Raw genomic sequence first — 14291 nt, forward strand, 5'->3', positions numbered from 1 at the left:
GACTCAGCCCTGACTCGGTTTGCCGGTCACAAGACCGACCTGGGACAGTTCGAGCCGGCGCAACAGATCCAGCACTTCAATTACTTTCTGGTACTGCACCGTCGCGTCGCCGCGCACGATCACCGGGAAATCCGGGCTCTGAGCCTTCTCGATGCGCAGGCGTTCTTCCAGCTCGGCCAAGGTCACCGGATAGGCGTCGAGGAACACCTGGCCGCCGTCGTTGACCGAAATCGCCTTGGTCTTGGCCTCGGACAGCGACACCGAGGCGCTGGCCTTGGGCAGGTTGATCTGGATCCCGGAGACCTGCGCGGTGGCGGTGAGGATGAACATCACCAGCACCACCATCAGCACGTCGACCAGCGGGGTGATGTTGATGCTGTCTACCGCGGCATCTTCGTCATCGTCGTGGGAGGCATTTACGGACGCCATGTCAGTGCTCCTCAGGCCGGTACGGAGTGGTTGGCGTGATGGCCGCGATGCGCCGACTCACTGAACTGGCTCTCGCCGTGCATCTCCGCCAGACGGGTGATGAACTCGTCGACGAACACGCGCATGTCGGCGCTGACTTCCTTGTTGCGGGTGATCAGGCGGTTGTAGCCAAACAGCGCCGGGATCGCGACGAACAGACCCATTGCCGTGGCCAGCAACGCAGCAGCCATACCCGGTGCGATGGCGTTGATATTCACGTCACCGGCCATTGCGGTGCCGAGGAACACCACCATGATCCCCAGCACCGTACCGAGCAGGCCGATGTACGGGCCGCCGGCGATGGCGTTGGACAGGGTCGAGAGTTTCGAGCTCAGTTGCTGGTTTTCGCGGGTGCGCACGCCGTCCATGGAGCAGCGGATGGCTTCGATGGTGGCGGCGGATACCGAGGAGGTATCGGCGCCCTGCTCGCGACGGGTGCGGATCTCTTTGACCGCCACCAGATACAGGCGCCACAGCGAGGAATGCTGCAAACGCTGGGCGAGTTGCGCGTCGTCGGCGAACATCTCCAGACGCGTGCCGACCTTGGCGAATTGCACGCGGAAGTCTTCGTTGGCAGCAGACACGCGGCTGAGGGAGCGGTTCTTGCGCAGCATGATGATCCACGACTGGAACATCATCAGCACCAGCACGGCGATGATCACCCAGGCGTCGATTGGCACCGCGTTGAGCAGAAAGCCGAGGCTGCCGAAACCGAAACCGGATTGCTCTTCATCGACGCCGTAAGCGACCAGTTTCGACTCGGCGCCTTGCGAGGTGGCGTCGGCCAGCAACAGCGCTGCCGGACGAGAAACTTTCGACAGCCGCAATTCATCGATAGCGCCCACAAACGGCTGGAACGGGCCTTCGTGCAGGTCAGCGCCGATGGCCATGACCGAGTTGAAGGCCGGCATCGCCTGGGCGAGCGTGGCAGCTTCGCGACCGTTGATGAACAGGGTGACTTTCGCCCCTTCGGCGGTCAGCGCGACGTGTTGCCATTGGCCGGGATTCAGCGCTTGTGTGGCGACGGCGCGTTGGCCATCGATTTCTACAAACGGTACGCCTTGATTGGCACCGACCAGCAGACCGTTGGCGCCTTCGCGACGGGCGAGAATCATTTGTTCGCCATTGGCCTGATCCAGACGCAACCACGCACTGAAGGTGAACGCACTGCCGGCGTTGTGTTGCAGCGAAGGACTGGCCGGTAGCAGCAACGGCTGGCCGCTGAACTGCAACGCGCGCCCGACGACGCCGTCAATCGCCGCGCCGGTGGCGCTTTGCGCAGTGTTGCCGTAGGCGGTGGTGTCTTTGGCCGGGGTGCCGGTGGCGCCGTCGAAGTGATACAGCGCGGTGTAATTCGGATCAAACGTCAGTTGGCCGTTGCCGGTCGCCGGGGCCTTTTGATTGCCGTAATACATCCAGATGTCCTGGCGCTGACCGCCCTCAACATTCGGCACATCGACCCAGATCAGCGCCATGCCCATCAGTGCGTCGAAACTCTCGATCTGGTGGTTGAGCACGGTCTTGTCATCGGCAGCGACGAAGCGCAGATCCGAACCGTCCTCTTTCACGCCATCAAAGGTGAAATTACCGGTGTGCAGGCGTACCAGTAACGCGGTGCGGCCGAGAGCCTGATTGATCGCCGCGCCTTGGGGCGTGGTGTCGACGGCGATCTGTTTGCGATAGTGCCAGTCGTCCTGCCACCAGGCCTGAGCCGTGGCCGGGAGCACGAAGCCCAGGCAGATCAACAACGAAAGGAAGAGGCGCTGCATGAACGTGCTCCTTGTCAGAAAGTGGCTTGAAGGTTGAAGTGCAGGCGCGATTCCTGCTTCGAGGTGTTCGGCCCTTCGAGTAGCGGGTAGCCCCAGTCGAGGCTGCCGGACAGCCATTTGCTCAGGCTGGCGCGGGTGCCGAGGCCGACGCTGGCCAGGGCGTAATTGGCGTCCTGATCCGGCAGTTCGTCGCGCAGGTAAAGTTGTGCGCCTTCGGCAAAGGCATAGAAGCGCCAGTCCTGCATCCACGTGCCGGCGTACTTGGCCAGCGACGGCGTGCGCACTTCCTGACTGAGCAGCACGCCGTCATCGCCGGTGCGTTCGGCAGCCAGATAGCCGCGCACCGAAGTGGCGCCGCCGGCGGAGAATTGTTCGTTGGAAACCAGTGGCCCCGAGGCGAGTTGGAATGCGGCTTTGCTTGCGCTCTGCCAGTCGCTGTCGAAGGTCCAGGTGTAATTGGTGTCGCCCTTGAGTACGGCGAAGCTCGGTTTGGCGCGGTAGCGTTTGTAGTCGAAGTCTTCGTCGGAACTGCCGTAACCGAAAATGCTGCGAGTGGCGGCGACCAGGCTCAGGCCGAGTCCGAGCTGGCTCTTCTCGGTGTAGCGATAGCCGTTGTAGGCGAAGGTAAACGGCGCGTATTGCAGTGGGACTTTGTCGCTCTCGCCGGACAGGGTCAGGCGTTCGTCGAAGTCTTTGAAGTCGATGCCGGCGGACAGCGAGTTCGACCAGTTGCCGCTCGATGGCAACGTGTAAATCGCCGAGACACCATAGGAATGGCCCTTGCCGAGTACGTTGCTGCCACCGATGGTGGCGACGTTGCTGTCGGACTGGTAACCGGAGAACTGCACGCTCCAGCGCTCGGTCAGCGGCGCGGTGTACGAACCCGACCAGACTTTGGCGTTGTCGGTCTCTTGCGGTGCGGTGAAGAACGTCAGGTTGACGCTGTGGCCGAGCTGCCAAAGGTTGTTGTAACCGAGGCTGGTGACCGTGCGCAGCTTTTCCGTGTCGGCGCTGTAGTCGTTGTTGAGGCCGACGCTGGCGGTCCACGGGTTTTGATCTTCGACCTGCAAATCGACGTCCATGGTGCCGGGGCGCTGACCTTCGCGCACCAGCGGCATCACCTGGCGGCCCGGGGTTTTGTTCAGTTGTGCGAGTTCGCCCTGAACCTTGGCGAAGTCTGGCACCTCGCCTTCCTTCAGCGCCGGGACGTCGTCGCGGATGTCCAGCGGCGAATAGTGTTTGGCGCCGACCACACGCACCCGGCCGACCTTGGTTTCGCTGACTTGCAGGTAGACGATGCCGTCGGCCACCGCTTGCTCCGGCAGCTCGACGAACACTGACTGATAGCCACGTTGCTGATAGGCCTTTTGCAACGCGTCCCGAGCACCTTCGATATCCGTGAGGGCTTTTTGCGGACCGAGAAACGGGTACACCGCCTCTTCGATCGCCCGCGCATCGAGCACGGTGTTGCCGCGCACGAAGTATTCGTTGACGTCGACCAGACGCTGCGCTGCTGCGTTTTGCGCAGCCTCTTCGGCCAACGCCGGCTGCGCGCCCGCCGTCACCAGCAGCCAGCCCCACAGCGCCAGCCGTGACTTGAAAATCGGTTCCACACTACCCCCTGAATTCGCGATGACCTGTTGGCGTTTCGAACGCCGCGTGTATGGCGTCAATTGCTGGCTGTCGAGGCGCAGGCGTGTTTGCCCAGCCACGTGTGCAAAAGCGCGAAGTTCAGCGAGAACTCGGGCATTTGCAGCAACGCGCCGCAGAACACTTCGCCAATGATTTTTTGAATGAGCAGCACCGCACGCGGCTCGTTGAGCAGCGTGGCGATGTCGCGACTGAGGGCATTGAAGCTCCAGACTTTCTGGTTCAGGCCAAGACCGACGAACCAGCGAAACAGCAGGTTGTAATTGAGCTGTTCGTAAAGCTGCTGCTCGCTGGGCACCGAATACAGCAGTTGCAGAAGCAGGATGTGCATCACGGTTTGCGCGGGGATCAGCATGCCGGGTTCGGCATTGAGGTCGTACAGGAGCTCGCGGTGGGCGTCGAGCAAATCGTCGATCTGCGGGCGCAGCAACACCAGCGAATGGCCCGGCGGAATGTAGCTGGACACTTCTTTCAAGGCGCCCTGCCAGTCATCCTGCGAGACGATCCAGACCCACGGCGCGCCGTAGCGATACACCGAAACCGGCTTCTTGCGCGCGGCTTCGACGATCTTCGACAGGCGTTGATCGAGTTCCTGCATGCCCACTTTCGAGTAGCGTTCCATAGTCCCCATTGCCTCACTCCCGGCGTCCCGCCTCGGCTTGTGAAAAGCGCCCCGTTGGGCCCCTCAAGCGCGTTACATAGGCATGACCGGACTGGCGATGTGCTACCGAACTTTTGTCATAAAAGCTTCATTACGGCGTATGGGTGTACACACATCCAATGCAGGAGTGAGCCTGCTCGCGATAGCGGTGTGTCAGCCAAAGAAATATCAACTGACAGGACGCTATCGCGAGCAGGCTCACTCCTACAGGGGATTTGTGGTGATTTTGGGTCAGGTGTAGACCGGCCAGGTGTCGACGATCTTGCCGCCGCGCACGGCCAGCAGGTCGCCGAATTGCAGGAGCACGGCTTCGGTCTGGGTCGGGCGCAGGAAGACTTGATCTTCGATGGTCAGGCCCACGGCATTGGAACCGTTGACCATCTCTTGGTTGGAACTGCGCCCGTAAACGCTGTTGCTTTGCAAACCGGCCGGCGATTCGAACTCGGCCATCCAGTTACCGCCATAGATGAAGAAGGTCTGACGCTGATTCTGGTCCCACCACGAAAACAGCTTCGACTTGTCATCCAGCGCCGGGATATTCACCGCGCCAGTGCTTTTCAACACGGGCGTGGCGATATAGGTCGCGGGCACATGCTCGTCCAGCGATGGCAAATCGTAGTGCGTCGGTTTGAGCATCGCCGTGCCCACCGAAACCTCGCTGCTGAGCTTCTCGTTTTCATGAATGCGATAACTCGGGCTCCCGGCAGTGTTCAGGCACAAACCGTCATGCCACAACGCGGGAAACTGCTGGTGGGTGAAATCAACACAGCGCTGATAAATCACCATGACCTTGGCGAACAGCTCCTCCGGCGAGCCAAGAATCCCCGGCACGCCCATGCCCACGAACGGGTCGTAACCCATGAATCCGGCGAATTCCAGATGTTTGGGGTTGGCGCTGATCAGCGTGAGCATCTGCCCAAGGACATTCACATCACTGACGCCGCCGCGATGCAGGCCGACGTCCAGTTCGATGTTGATGCGCATCCTTGTGCCTAACCCCTGAGCCAGCGCGAGGTATTGCTGCAAACGCTGCGGCCCGTCGAGCAGCCATTGCAGTTGCTTCGCGGGATCAAACGGGCCTTTGTGGGTTTGGTAGAACAGCGCTGCCGAGCGCACCGGTAACGGCTTGCCGAGCAAAATATCCGACTGCGGAAACACCTGCGCATCGTGATTGAGAAACGGCTGATGGAACGACATCAATTTTTGCGTTCCGGCACGTTGGGCGATGTAGCTCAACAATCCCGGGGCAGGCAGTGATTTCTCGACCAAACGCAATTGCTTGCCACCGCGTTTGACCGATTGCATCACCACATCGATGTTGTGATCGAGCCGATCCAGGTCGATCAACAGCACCGGGCGCATTGGCCCGTTGTCCTTCAATTCTTTGTTCAGCGCGCGGAAATAGTCGCTGTACGGCGCGCCGTGATCCCCCGGGCGCAACCACGCGCCAACACCGACCAAGAGAGCGCCGACACCCAACGTACCGAGAAGAAAGTTACGTCGATTGACCGCCATCAGCTCACCCCCAAAATCGACGACAAATGCGCATTGAGAAACCGTCCGCTGGGATCCAGCGCCTGGCGCACATCGGCAAATTCGCGCCAGCGCGGATACAGCGGTTGCAGGTTCTTCGCGTTGAGCGTGTGCAACTTGCCCCAATGCGGCCGTCCGTTGTACTTCCAGAAAATCGGCTCGACCGCTGCGAAGAAGTTGTGATGATCCATCTGATAATGCTGGTGCACCGAGATCGAACAGCTGTCGCGGCCCTCGAACATGCTCAGCGGGATATCGTCAGCCTTGACGTAGCGGTACTCGATGGGAAACCAGGTGCGCAGATCCTTGTCCTGAATCAGCTTGAGAATCTCGCGCAGGCACGCTGGGCCATGCTCGGCGGGCACTGAGTATTCCATTTCGTTGAAGCGCACCGTGCGCACATTGGCGTAGATGTCGAACGAGTCGCCGACGCGATCATCGAAACTGGCCAGATGACGCAAGTTGTTGAGCAGCGTGCGGCGCAGGTCGGGGAAGTCGCTGCCGTACTTGTCGATCTTTTCGATCAGAGTGACGAACTCGTTGCCACCTTCCTCTTCGGGCGGAATCGGTGGTGTGGCCGGGTCATCGGTTTCGTTGAGGGCGATGGACAAGGCGTAATCGGAATGGGTGACGACGAGCATTTCCCAGTGCTGGTTTTCTCGGGTGTTGTGGTCGATGTCCTCCAGCAGTTCTTCGGTCTTGGCGATCCATTGGCGCTCGCGCAGGCGATAGGCCGGGCGGTTTTGCAGGCGGATTTTTGTTGCCACACCGAGGGCGCCGAGGGAGACGCGTGCAGCGTTGAATACTTCGGGATGGCGTTGGCTGTCGCAATCCAACACCTCGCCACTGGCCGTGACGAGTTGCATGCCGCAGACGTGCGCCGAGTAGGACTGGAAGTTTTTGCCGGTGCCGTGGGTCGACGTGGCAATGGCTCCGGCGAGGGTCTGGTAATCGATGTCGGCCATGTTCTGCAAAGCCTGGCCGATGTCTTTCAGCGGCTGGCCCATGCGTGACATCGGTGTGCCGGCGGCGAATTCGGCTTGCAGGGTTTTCGCATCGTGATCGAGCAGACCGTTGAAGTAGCTCAGCGACAACAGCGTGCCATCGGTGGGCACCAGCGCGCTGAAGGAATGCGCCGAACCGACCGGGCGAATATTGCCTTGTGCCTGCTTGATGACCGTCGTCAGCTCATCAAGATTCTTCGGCGCCAGTCGCGCCGCCGGCAGGCAACTCTGCCCGCCTGACCAGTTGCGCCACGGAATCAAACGCGGCGCACGCATCAACTGGCCCAGTGCCGGGTGGCTCGCCAGCGCACTGAACGCGCCGACAATACTTGCCCGTTGCAACAACTGACGCCGTGTCAGATCCATGGTCATGCCGGGCACCTTATTCTGGGAGCGGCTGGTCGGCCATGAAGCCGATCAACTGCAGGAATTGTTCTTCCGAACACTCGACGCACTGGCCCATCGGCGGCATGCCGTTGTAGCCGTTGATGGCGTGGTCGAGCAGCGTGTCGGCGCCCTGCCGGATGCGCGGTTCCCAGGCTTTGCGGTCACCGGTCAGTGGTGCGTTGGCGGCCGGGTTGGCGTGGCAGAGCTGGCAGCTGTTGGCGTAGATCTGCGCCAGTGCCGGGTCTTTGGGCGTGGCGTTATGATCGGTGGTGGCCGGGGGTTTGGGGTCTTCGCCGCAGCCATGCAGCGCCATGGCCAACGCCATGGCCAACGCCAGCAGTAGAGTGAGTCGGATTGCCCGCATAACGGCCTCGCTTATTGTTGTGCTCACACCTTAAGGCAGCGGCTGCAAAGGCTTGAGGGCATTGCGGGACAGCGAGGGGGGCAAACGGGGCCAGCCCTCTCCCCCGATGATCGTTCCCACGCTCTGCGTGGGAATGCCTGAAGGGACGCTCTGCGTTCCAATGGGACGCAGAGCGTCCCGGGCTGCATTCCCACGCAGAGCGTGGGAACGATCATCAAAAGATCGCAGCCTTCGGCAGCTCCTACAGGGTTTTCGGTGGGATCACCGCTCTGCTGTGCGCCTTTGCGTGACATTCCGGTGACATTTGCGGGTTTAAATTCCGGCGCATTCAGGCGTATAACCTGTGAAGGCTTTTTGATCTGCATACGGACATCAACACGGGGTAGCGACATGACCACAGCAAACATCCTTGGCAATCTGTTCCCTTCTGTCAGCGACATCCCGGAAAAATACCGCCTCGACGCTCAGGTCGAGCAACGCGAATACCTGGTCGACGGCCAGTTGCGCCGCTGGGACGGCCCGCTCGCCACCGTGCGCAGCCCGGTCTATCTCAAAGGTGACAATGGCGACGAACAAGTCATCCTCGGCAGCACGCCGTTGCTCGATGCCGAGACCGCCCTCACCGCCCTCGACGCCGCCGTCCGCGCCTACGACCGTGGCCAGGGCCTGTGGCCGACCATGCGCGTGGCCGAACGCATTCAGCACGTCGAAGCCTTCCTCGGCCGCATGCGCCAACAGCGCGATGCCGTGGTCAAGTTGCTGATGTGGGAAATAGGCAAGAACCTCAAGGACTCGGAAAAAGAGTTCGACCGCACCTGCGACTACATCGTCGACACCATCAACGCGCTCAAGGAACTCGACCGCCGCTCCAGCCGTTTCGAGCTGGAGCAGGACACCCTTGGGCAGATCCGCCGCGTGCCGCTCGGCGTAGCGCTGTGCATGGGACCTTACAACTACCCGCTGAACGAGACCTTCACCACGCTGATTCCGGCGCTGATCATGGGTAACACCGTGGTGTTCAAACCGGCCAAGCTCGGTGTGTTGCTGATCCGTCCGTTGCTCGAAGCGTTCCGCGACAGCTTCCCCACCGGCGTGATCAACGTGATCTACGGCAGCGGCCGCGAAACCGTCAGCGCACTGATGGCCAGCGGCAAGATCGACATCTTCGCCTTTATCGGCACCAACAAGGCCGCCAGCGACCTGAAAAAACTGCACCCGAAACCACACCGTTTGCGCGCCGCACTGGGCCTGGATGCGAAAAACCCGGGCATCGTTTTGCCGGAAGTCGATCTCGACAACGCGGTCAGCGAGGCCGTGACCGGTTCACTTTCGTTCAATGGTCAGCGCTGCACCGCACTGAAAATCCTCTTCGTGCATGAAGACGTGGTCGACAGTTTCATCGAAAAATTCAACGCCAAACTGGCCACGCTGAAACCGGGCATGCCGTGGGACAGCGGTGTGTCGCTGACGCCACTGCCGGAGTCGGGCAAGGTCGATTATCTGCATGGCTTGGTGGCTGACGCGCGTGCAAAGGGGGCCGAAGTGGTCAACCCCCATGGCGGCGAATCCCGCGAATCGTTCTTCTACCCGGCGGTGCTGTACCCGGTGAATCCGCAGATGCGCGTCTATCAGGAAGAGCAATTCGGCCCGGTCGTGCCGATCGTGCCGTACCGTCATCTCGATACCGTGATCGACTATGTACTGGAGTCGGATTTCGGCCAGCAGTTGAGCATCTTCGGCACCAACCCGGTGGCGGTCGGCCGTCTGGTTGACACCTTTGCCAACCAGGTCGGGCGGATCAACCTCAACGCGCAATGCCAGCGCGGCCCGGATACTTACCCGTTCAACGGCCGCAAGAATTCGGCGGAAGGTACGCTGTCGGTGCACGATGCGTTGCGCGTGTTCTCGATCCGTACGCTGGTGGCAACCAAGTTTCAGGACAGCAACAAGGACCTGATCAGCGAAATCATTCGGGGGCGTGATTCGAGCTTCCTGACCACCGATTACATCTTCTGATCGACTGTCAGCGGGATCGTGAACAAGCAAAAAGGCGACGGCATCCGCTTCTGATCCAAAGTCGTCAAGCGCCCGGCAAATCAGTGTCTACACTGATGCCAGCACTGTGCTGGATGCCGGGAGCTTGACCATGCTGGATTACTTTGCGCTAGGGGTTTTGGTGTTTGCCGGGCTCGTACTGTTTTACGGGATCATCGTGTTGCACGACATTCCCTATGAGATTGCTGTTCATCGTAAACACCCGCATCAGGATGCGATCCATGCCACTGGCTGGGTCAGTCTGTTCACATTGCATGCGCTCTGGCCTTTCCTGTGGATCTGGGCGATGGCCTATCGAGAAGATCGCGGCTGGGGGTTCGGTGACGGTAAATCTGTGCAAAACCATGTGGTTCACCTGGAGCAACAGGTGGTCGAACTGCAAGGTCGCATCGAACGACTCGAAGCACTGAACGCCCCTGCCCCCCACAACAGGGAGGGCTGAACGCCATGGACCTGCTGCTTATCCTGACTTACGCCGCGTTCTGCGTCGCAGTATTCAAGATCTTCCGTATCCCGCTGAACAAATGGACGGTACCCACCGCCGTACTGGGCGGCATCCTGCTGATCGGCGCCTTGATTTTCACCATGAACTACAACCATCCCTACTCCGAGGTGGCGCGCACTTACTTCGTGTCTGTGCCGGTGATTCCCATCGTCAGCGGCCAGGTGATCGACGTGCCGGTGAAGGGTAACGAGCCACTGGAAAAAGGCGATGTGCTGTTTCGCATCGACCCCACACCGTTTCAAAACCGGGTGAAATCGCTCAAGGCGCAATTGATCGCCGCCAAGGGTGACCGCTATCGCATCACCGAACTGATCCGGCGCAACTTCGGCACCCAGCGTGAACTGGATGCCGCCATCGCCCGCACCGACGACCTGCAAGCGCAACTCGACAACGCCCAGTTCGAGCTGGACAACACCACCGTTCGCGCGCCGAGCAAGGGCTTCGTCACCCATGTTTCGCTACGGCCGGGGATGATGGCGAGCAAGTTGCCATTGCGTCCGTCGATGGTGTTCATTCCCGAGGAAGGCCAATACTTCGCCGCGTGGATGCGCCAGAACAGCCTGCTGCGTTTGACCGTAGGCGACGAGGCGGAAGTCGCGTTCGATGGCATTCCCGGCAAGGTGTTCGCCGGTCGGGTGAAGAATGTCATCGGGGTGATTGCCGAAGGCCAGGTGCAACCGTCAGGCACGTTGATCGGCTATACCGGTTCGCCACCGGCCGGGCGCGTGCCGGTGATCATTGAGATCACCGATCCGGACTTCGCCCAGTACAGCAAATTGATGCCGGGTGGTGCCTACGGACAGGCGGCGTTGTACAGCCAACACTTCCACCATATAGGCACGATGCGCAAAATCCTTCTGCGTATGGCAGCATGGATGAATTACATTTTCCCTTTCCATTGACCTGAAGCCCAATCACGAGAGGCCCGCACTGAGTACTTACAGCACCCATCGACTTCCGCCCCTGCTGCGCCGTGTCCTGCGTCCGTTGCTTGATCCTTATCGACGTTACCGGCACGCGCGGCTGATTCATGCGGTGCGCGTGGCCCTCGGCTTGCTGGCAACGATCCTGCTGACCACCGGCATCAACCTGCCCCACGGCGAATGGGCCTCGGTGACCATGCTGGTGGTGATCGGTGGTTTGCAGCACCACGGCAACATCGGCAAAAAAGCTGCCGAACGCGCCACCGGTACCTTGATCGGTGCCGGCGTCGGATTGCTGCTGGTGGCGCAGCAGGCATGGCTTGGCATGCCGTGGTTGACGTATTTTGCGATGGCGGTGGTCTGCGGTTTCTTCTCCTATCACGCCATCGGCAAGGGTGGCTACACCGCCCTGCTTTCGGCGATTACCGTGTTCATCGTCGCCGGGCATGGCGACAATCCGATCACCGACGGCTTGTGGCGTGGGGTCGACATCCTCATCGGTATCGCCCTCGCTCTGGCCTTCTCTTTCGCCCTGCCGCTCTACGCGGTGTATTCGTGGCGCTACAACCTCGCCGATGCGCTGCGCGATTGCGCCACGGTGTATGGGCGGATCATCAGCGGCCAACCGGTCAGCGCCGACGAGCATTTGAAGTTGATGGGACGACTCGGCGCGGTGATGGTGCAATTGCGCTCGCTGATGCCGTCGGTGTCCAAGGAAGTGAAGATTTCCATGACCGAACTCGATGCGATTCAGCGCAACCTGCGCATGTGCATCAGCACATTGGAGATCCTTGGCAACACGCGACCGGATGCCAACGATCCAGAAGCCATGGCGCATTTGCAATCTGCGCTGAAGGCCGAGCACCGGCAGATTCGCGTGCAACTGATCGGCATGGCCCGGGCGTTGAAAACCGGCGCTTCGCAACGCCTGGACAAGCCGCTGGAGTTGCCGGAAGTCAACCTCGATGCGCCGGTTTACAGCACGCTGGATGGCTACCGACTGTTGACCCGGCAACTGGCGGCGAACATCGGCGAGATGCGCCAGCGCCTGGCGAAAACCGCACCGCGCTGGAACATCTGAGGGTTACTGCGCGGCCAGTCGCCGGCGCTTCAGGCCCCAGCCCTGTTGCATGCCGGCAGCGGCCAGCAGGATTGCCGCCACGCCGAGCCATTGCAGGGTTTCCAGGCGATGGCCGAACGCGAACCAGTCGACGAAGATCGCCGCAATCGGGTAGATGAATGACAGCGCGCCGGTCAATGCCGTCGGCAATTTCTGGATCGCGCCGTACAGCAGAACATACATCAGACCGGTGTGAACGATGCCCAGCGTCACCAGACTGGCCCAGGCACTCGGCGCTTGCGGCAACGCGCTGAAATGCGCGAACGGCGCCAGCAGCAAAATCCCGGTGCAGACTTGAATCAATGCAATCAGATGCGGCGGCGTGCCGGTCAGGCGCTTGATGATCAGTGCGGCAATGGCATATAGAAACGCCGCACCCAAGGCTAATGCAATGCCCATCAGATAGTCGTTGCCGCTCTCACCCTGAGTGCCATGGGCGCTGACGATCGCCAGCATGCCCATGAAGGAAATCGCCAGCCAGAACAGCTTTTGCAGAGTGATTTTTTCGCCGAGAAACAGCGCCGCCAACCCGACCAGCATGAACGGCTGCACGTTGTACACCGCCGTGCCGATGGCAATCGAAGCGCGGGAGTACGAGGCAAACAACAACACCCAGTTACCGACAATTGCCATCCCGCTCATCACCGCGAGCAAAAATGTGCTGCGGGTCAGAATGCCCGGGCGCAGAAAGCCGAAAGCGGCACAGATCAACAACAAGGTGCCGGCACCGAACACGCAGCGCCAGAACACCACGTCCAGCACCGGTTGCCCGGAGACCAGCACGAACCAGCCGATCGTCCCGGATATCAGCATGGCGGCGGTCATTTCGAATGAGCCGCGACGGATTGTGTTGTCCATCATCTATCTCCAGAGTTTGTGTGAAAAGTATGCCAAGCGAACATCCTGTCACTCCAGAGCAAAAGGCAGGCTAAACTGCTGATCTGCCTTTTTTATCAAGGGTGATTATTTGAAATCACCTAATTCTGGAGTTACGCCATGACCGACGATATCGACCAGATTCTTATCAGCGCCCTCATGGAAGATTCTCGGCGTTCACTCAAAGCACTGGCGCAGATCAGCGGATTGTCTTCACCGAGCGTGGCCGAGCGTTTACGCCGACTGGAGGAGCGCGGTGTGCTCAAGGGCTACACCGTCGAGATAGATCCGAAGTGCTTCGGTTATCAGTTGCAGGCAATCGTGCGGGTGCGCCCACTGCCAGGGCAGTTGCAGGAAGTCGAACGGCAGATTCAGGCAATTCCCGAATTCACCGAGTGCGACAAGGTCACCGGCGAGGACTGCTTTATCGCTCGCCTGCACGTGCGCTCGATGGAACAACTGGACACCCTGCTCGACCGACTCAATACCTTGGCCGAAACCAACACTGCAATCGTCAAGAAGACGCCGGTGAAGCGTCGTTTGCCGCCGATGGCCTAAGTGCATTTGCTGCACGTTCAGCGTAGATTGAGGTTTTTCCGGCGAAGGATTGGCGGTATGAAAGTTCAGGCAATGATGCTGAGCGCATTAGTGTTGAGTGGTTGCGGGACAGTGCAAACGGTCATGCGCGACGACCAGGTCGCCGTGGACGATTTGAGATCGAACAAATCCTATTGCGGGGCGGTGCCGAGGATCTACAGCGGTGTGATGTATGACTTTTGTAGCCTGCATGCGCCGATAGACGAAGGTAACAAGTACAACGCCGCCCTGCCTGGCTGGGCGATTGATGCGGTGGCTTCCGGGGTGCTCGATACTTTGTTGCTGCCCTACACCGTCTACAAGCAACAGACTGACGGCAGCATCGTGATCAATTGAATAGCTCCAGGCACACGCATTCCTGCAGACAACAAAAAACCCG

14 protein-coding genes are annotated in these 14291 nt (G+C 60.2%); 6 read left to right on the forward strand and 8 right to left on the reverse strand.

Going from position 1 to position 14291, the window contains the following annotated elements:
- Nucleotides 1-3: 3 nt before the first annotated feature.
- The 7 genes from AC5SEM_RS12215 to AC5SEM_RS12245 all read right to left on the reverse strand — a co-directional run bounded on the left by AC5SEM_RS12215 (nt 4) and on the right by AC5SEM_RS12245 (nt 7836).
- Nucleotides 4-429: an ExbD/TolR family protein gene (locus tag AC5SEM_RS12215; protein WP_007915482.1), complete on the reverse strand. Its 426-nt coding sequence runs from the start codon at nt 427-429 to the stop codon at nt 4-6.
- Nucleotides 430-440: 11 nt separating this feature from the next.
- Nucleotides 441-2237, reverse strand: coding sequence for a DUF2341 domain-containing protein (locus AC5SEM_RS12220; protein WP_495473122.1), 1797 nt, complete (start codon nt 2235-2237; stop codon nt 441-443).
- A gap of 14 nt (nt 2238-2251) precedes the next feature.
- A complete protein-coding gene (locus AC5SEM_RS12225) occupies nt 2252-3850 on the reverse strand; it encodes a ShlB/FhaC/HecB family hemolysin secretion/activation protein (protein WP_495473123.1) in 1599 nt (532 codons plus the stop codon).
- Nucleotides 3851-3906: 56 nt separating this feature from the next.
- On the reverse strand, nt 3907-4518 hold the full coding sequence (locus AC5SEM_RS12230; RefSeq protein WP_495473124.1) for a transposase: 612 nt from the start codon (nt 4516-4518) through the stop codon (nt 3907-3909).
- 261 nt (nt 4519-4779) lie between these two features.
- Entirely contained in the window at nt 4780-5988 is a 1209-nt protein-coding gene (locus tag AC5SEM_RS12235; RefSeq protein WP_495473463.1) for a DSD1 family PLP-dependent enzyme, read from the reverse strand.
- Nucleotides 5989-6062: 74 nt separating this feature from the next.
- Nucleotides 6063-7391 carry a D-arabinono-1,4-lactone oxidase gene (locus tag AC5SEM_RS12240; RefSeq protein WP_495473464.1) on the reverse strand — a complete coding sequence of 443 codons (1329 nt, stop codon included), beginning with the start codon at nt 7389-7391 and terminating at the stop codon, nt 6063-6065.
- A 76-nt stretch (nt 7392-7467) separates the two neighbouring features.
- On the reverse strand, nt 7468-7836 hold the full coding sequence (locus AC5SEM_RS12245) for a c-type cytochrome (RefSeq protein WP_495473125.1): 369 nt from the start codon (nt 7834-7836) through the stop codon (nt 7468-7470).
- 390 nt (nt 7837-8226) lie between these two features.
- On the opposite strand from AC5SEM_RS12245, the gene AC5SEM_RS12250 reads away from it, so the two are divergent.
- From AC5SEM_RS12250 to AC5SEM_RS12265, 4 genes are all read left to right on the forward strand, one after another.
- Nucleotides 8227-9852: an NADP-dependent glyceraldehyde-3-phosphate dehydrogenase gene (locus tag AC5SEM_RS12250; protein ID WP_495473126.1), complete on the forward strand. Its 1626-nt coding sequence runs from the start codon at nt 8227-8229 to the stop codon at nt 9850-9852.
- A 130-nt stretch (nt 9853-9982) separates the two neighbouring features.
- Nucleotides 9983-10333, forward strand: a complete 351-nt coding sequence (locus AC5SEM_RS12255) for a DUF3302 domain-containing protein (protein WP_116032458.1) — start codon at nt 9983-9985, stop codon at nt 10331-10333.
- Nucleotides 10334-10338: 5 nt separating this feature from the next.
- Nucleotides 10339-11298, forward strand: coding sequence for an HlyD family secretion protein (locus AC5SEM_RS12260; protein ID WP_077572665.1), 960 nt, complete (start codon nt 10339-10341; stop codon nt 11296-11298).
- Nucleotides 11299-11359: 61 nt separating this feature from the next.
- A complete protein-coding gene (locus tag AC5SEM_RS12265) occupies nt 11360-12400 on the forward strand; it encodes an FUSC family protein (protein ID WP_495473465.1) in 1041 nt (346 codons plus the stop codon).
- A gap of 3 nt (nt 12401-12403) precedes the next feature.
- Here AC5SEM_RS12265 and AC5SEM_RS12270 read toward each other — a convergent pair whose 3' ends face one another.
- Nucleotides 12404-13297 carry a DMT family transporter gene (locus AC5SEM_RS12270; RefSeq protein WP_495473127.1) on the reverse strand — a complete coding sequence of 298 codons (894 nt, stop codon included), beginning with the start codon at nt 13295-13297 and terminating at the stop codon, nt 12404-12406.
- Nucleotides 13298-13435: 138 nt separating this feature from the next.
- On the opposite strand from AC5SEM_RS12270, the gene AC5SEM_RS12275 reads away from it, so the two are divergent.
- Both AC5SEM_RS12275 and AC5SEM_RS12280 read left to right on the forward strand, forming a co-directional pair.
- Complete coding sequence (locus AC5SEM_RS12275) at nt 13436-13873, forward strand: Lrp/AsnC family transcriptional regulator (RefSeq protein ID WP_116032466.1); 438 nt, start codon at nt 13436-13438, stop codon at nt 13871-13873.
- Nucleotides 13874-13930: 57 nt separating this feature from the next.
- Entirely contained in the window at nt 13931-14248 is a 318-nt protein-coding gene (locus AC5SEM_RS12280) for a YceK/YidQ family lipoprotein (RefSeq protein WP_495473128.1), read from the forward strand.
- Nucleotides 14249-14291 lie beyond the last annotated feature (43 nt).

The sequence above is a fragment of the Pseudomonas sp. CH61 genome, assembly GCF_059429415.1.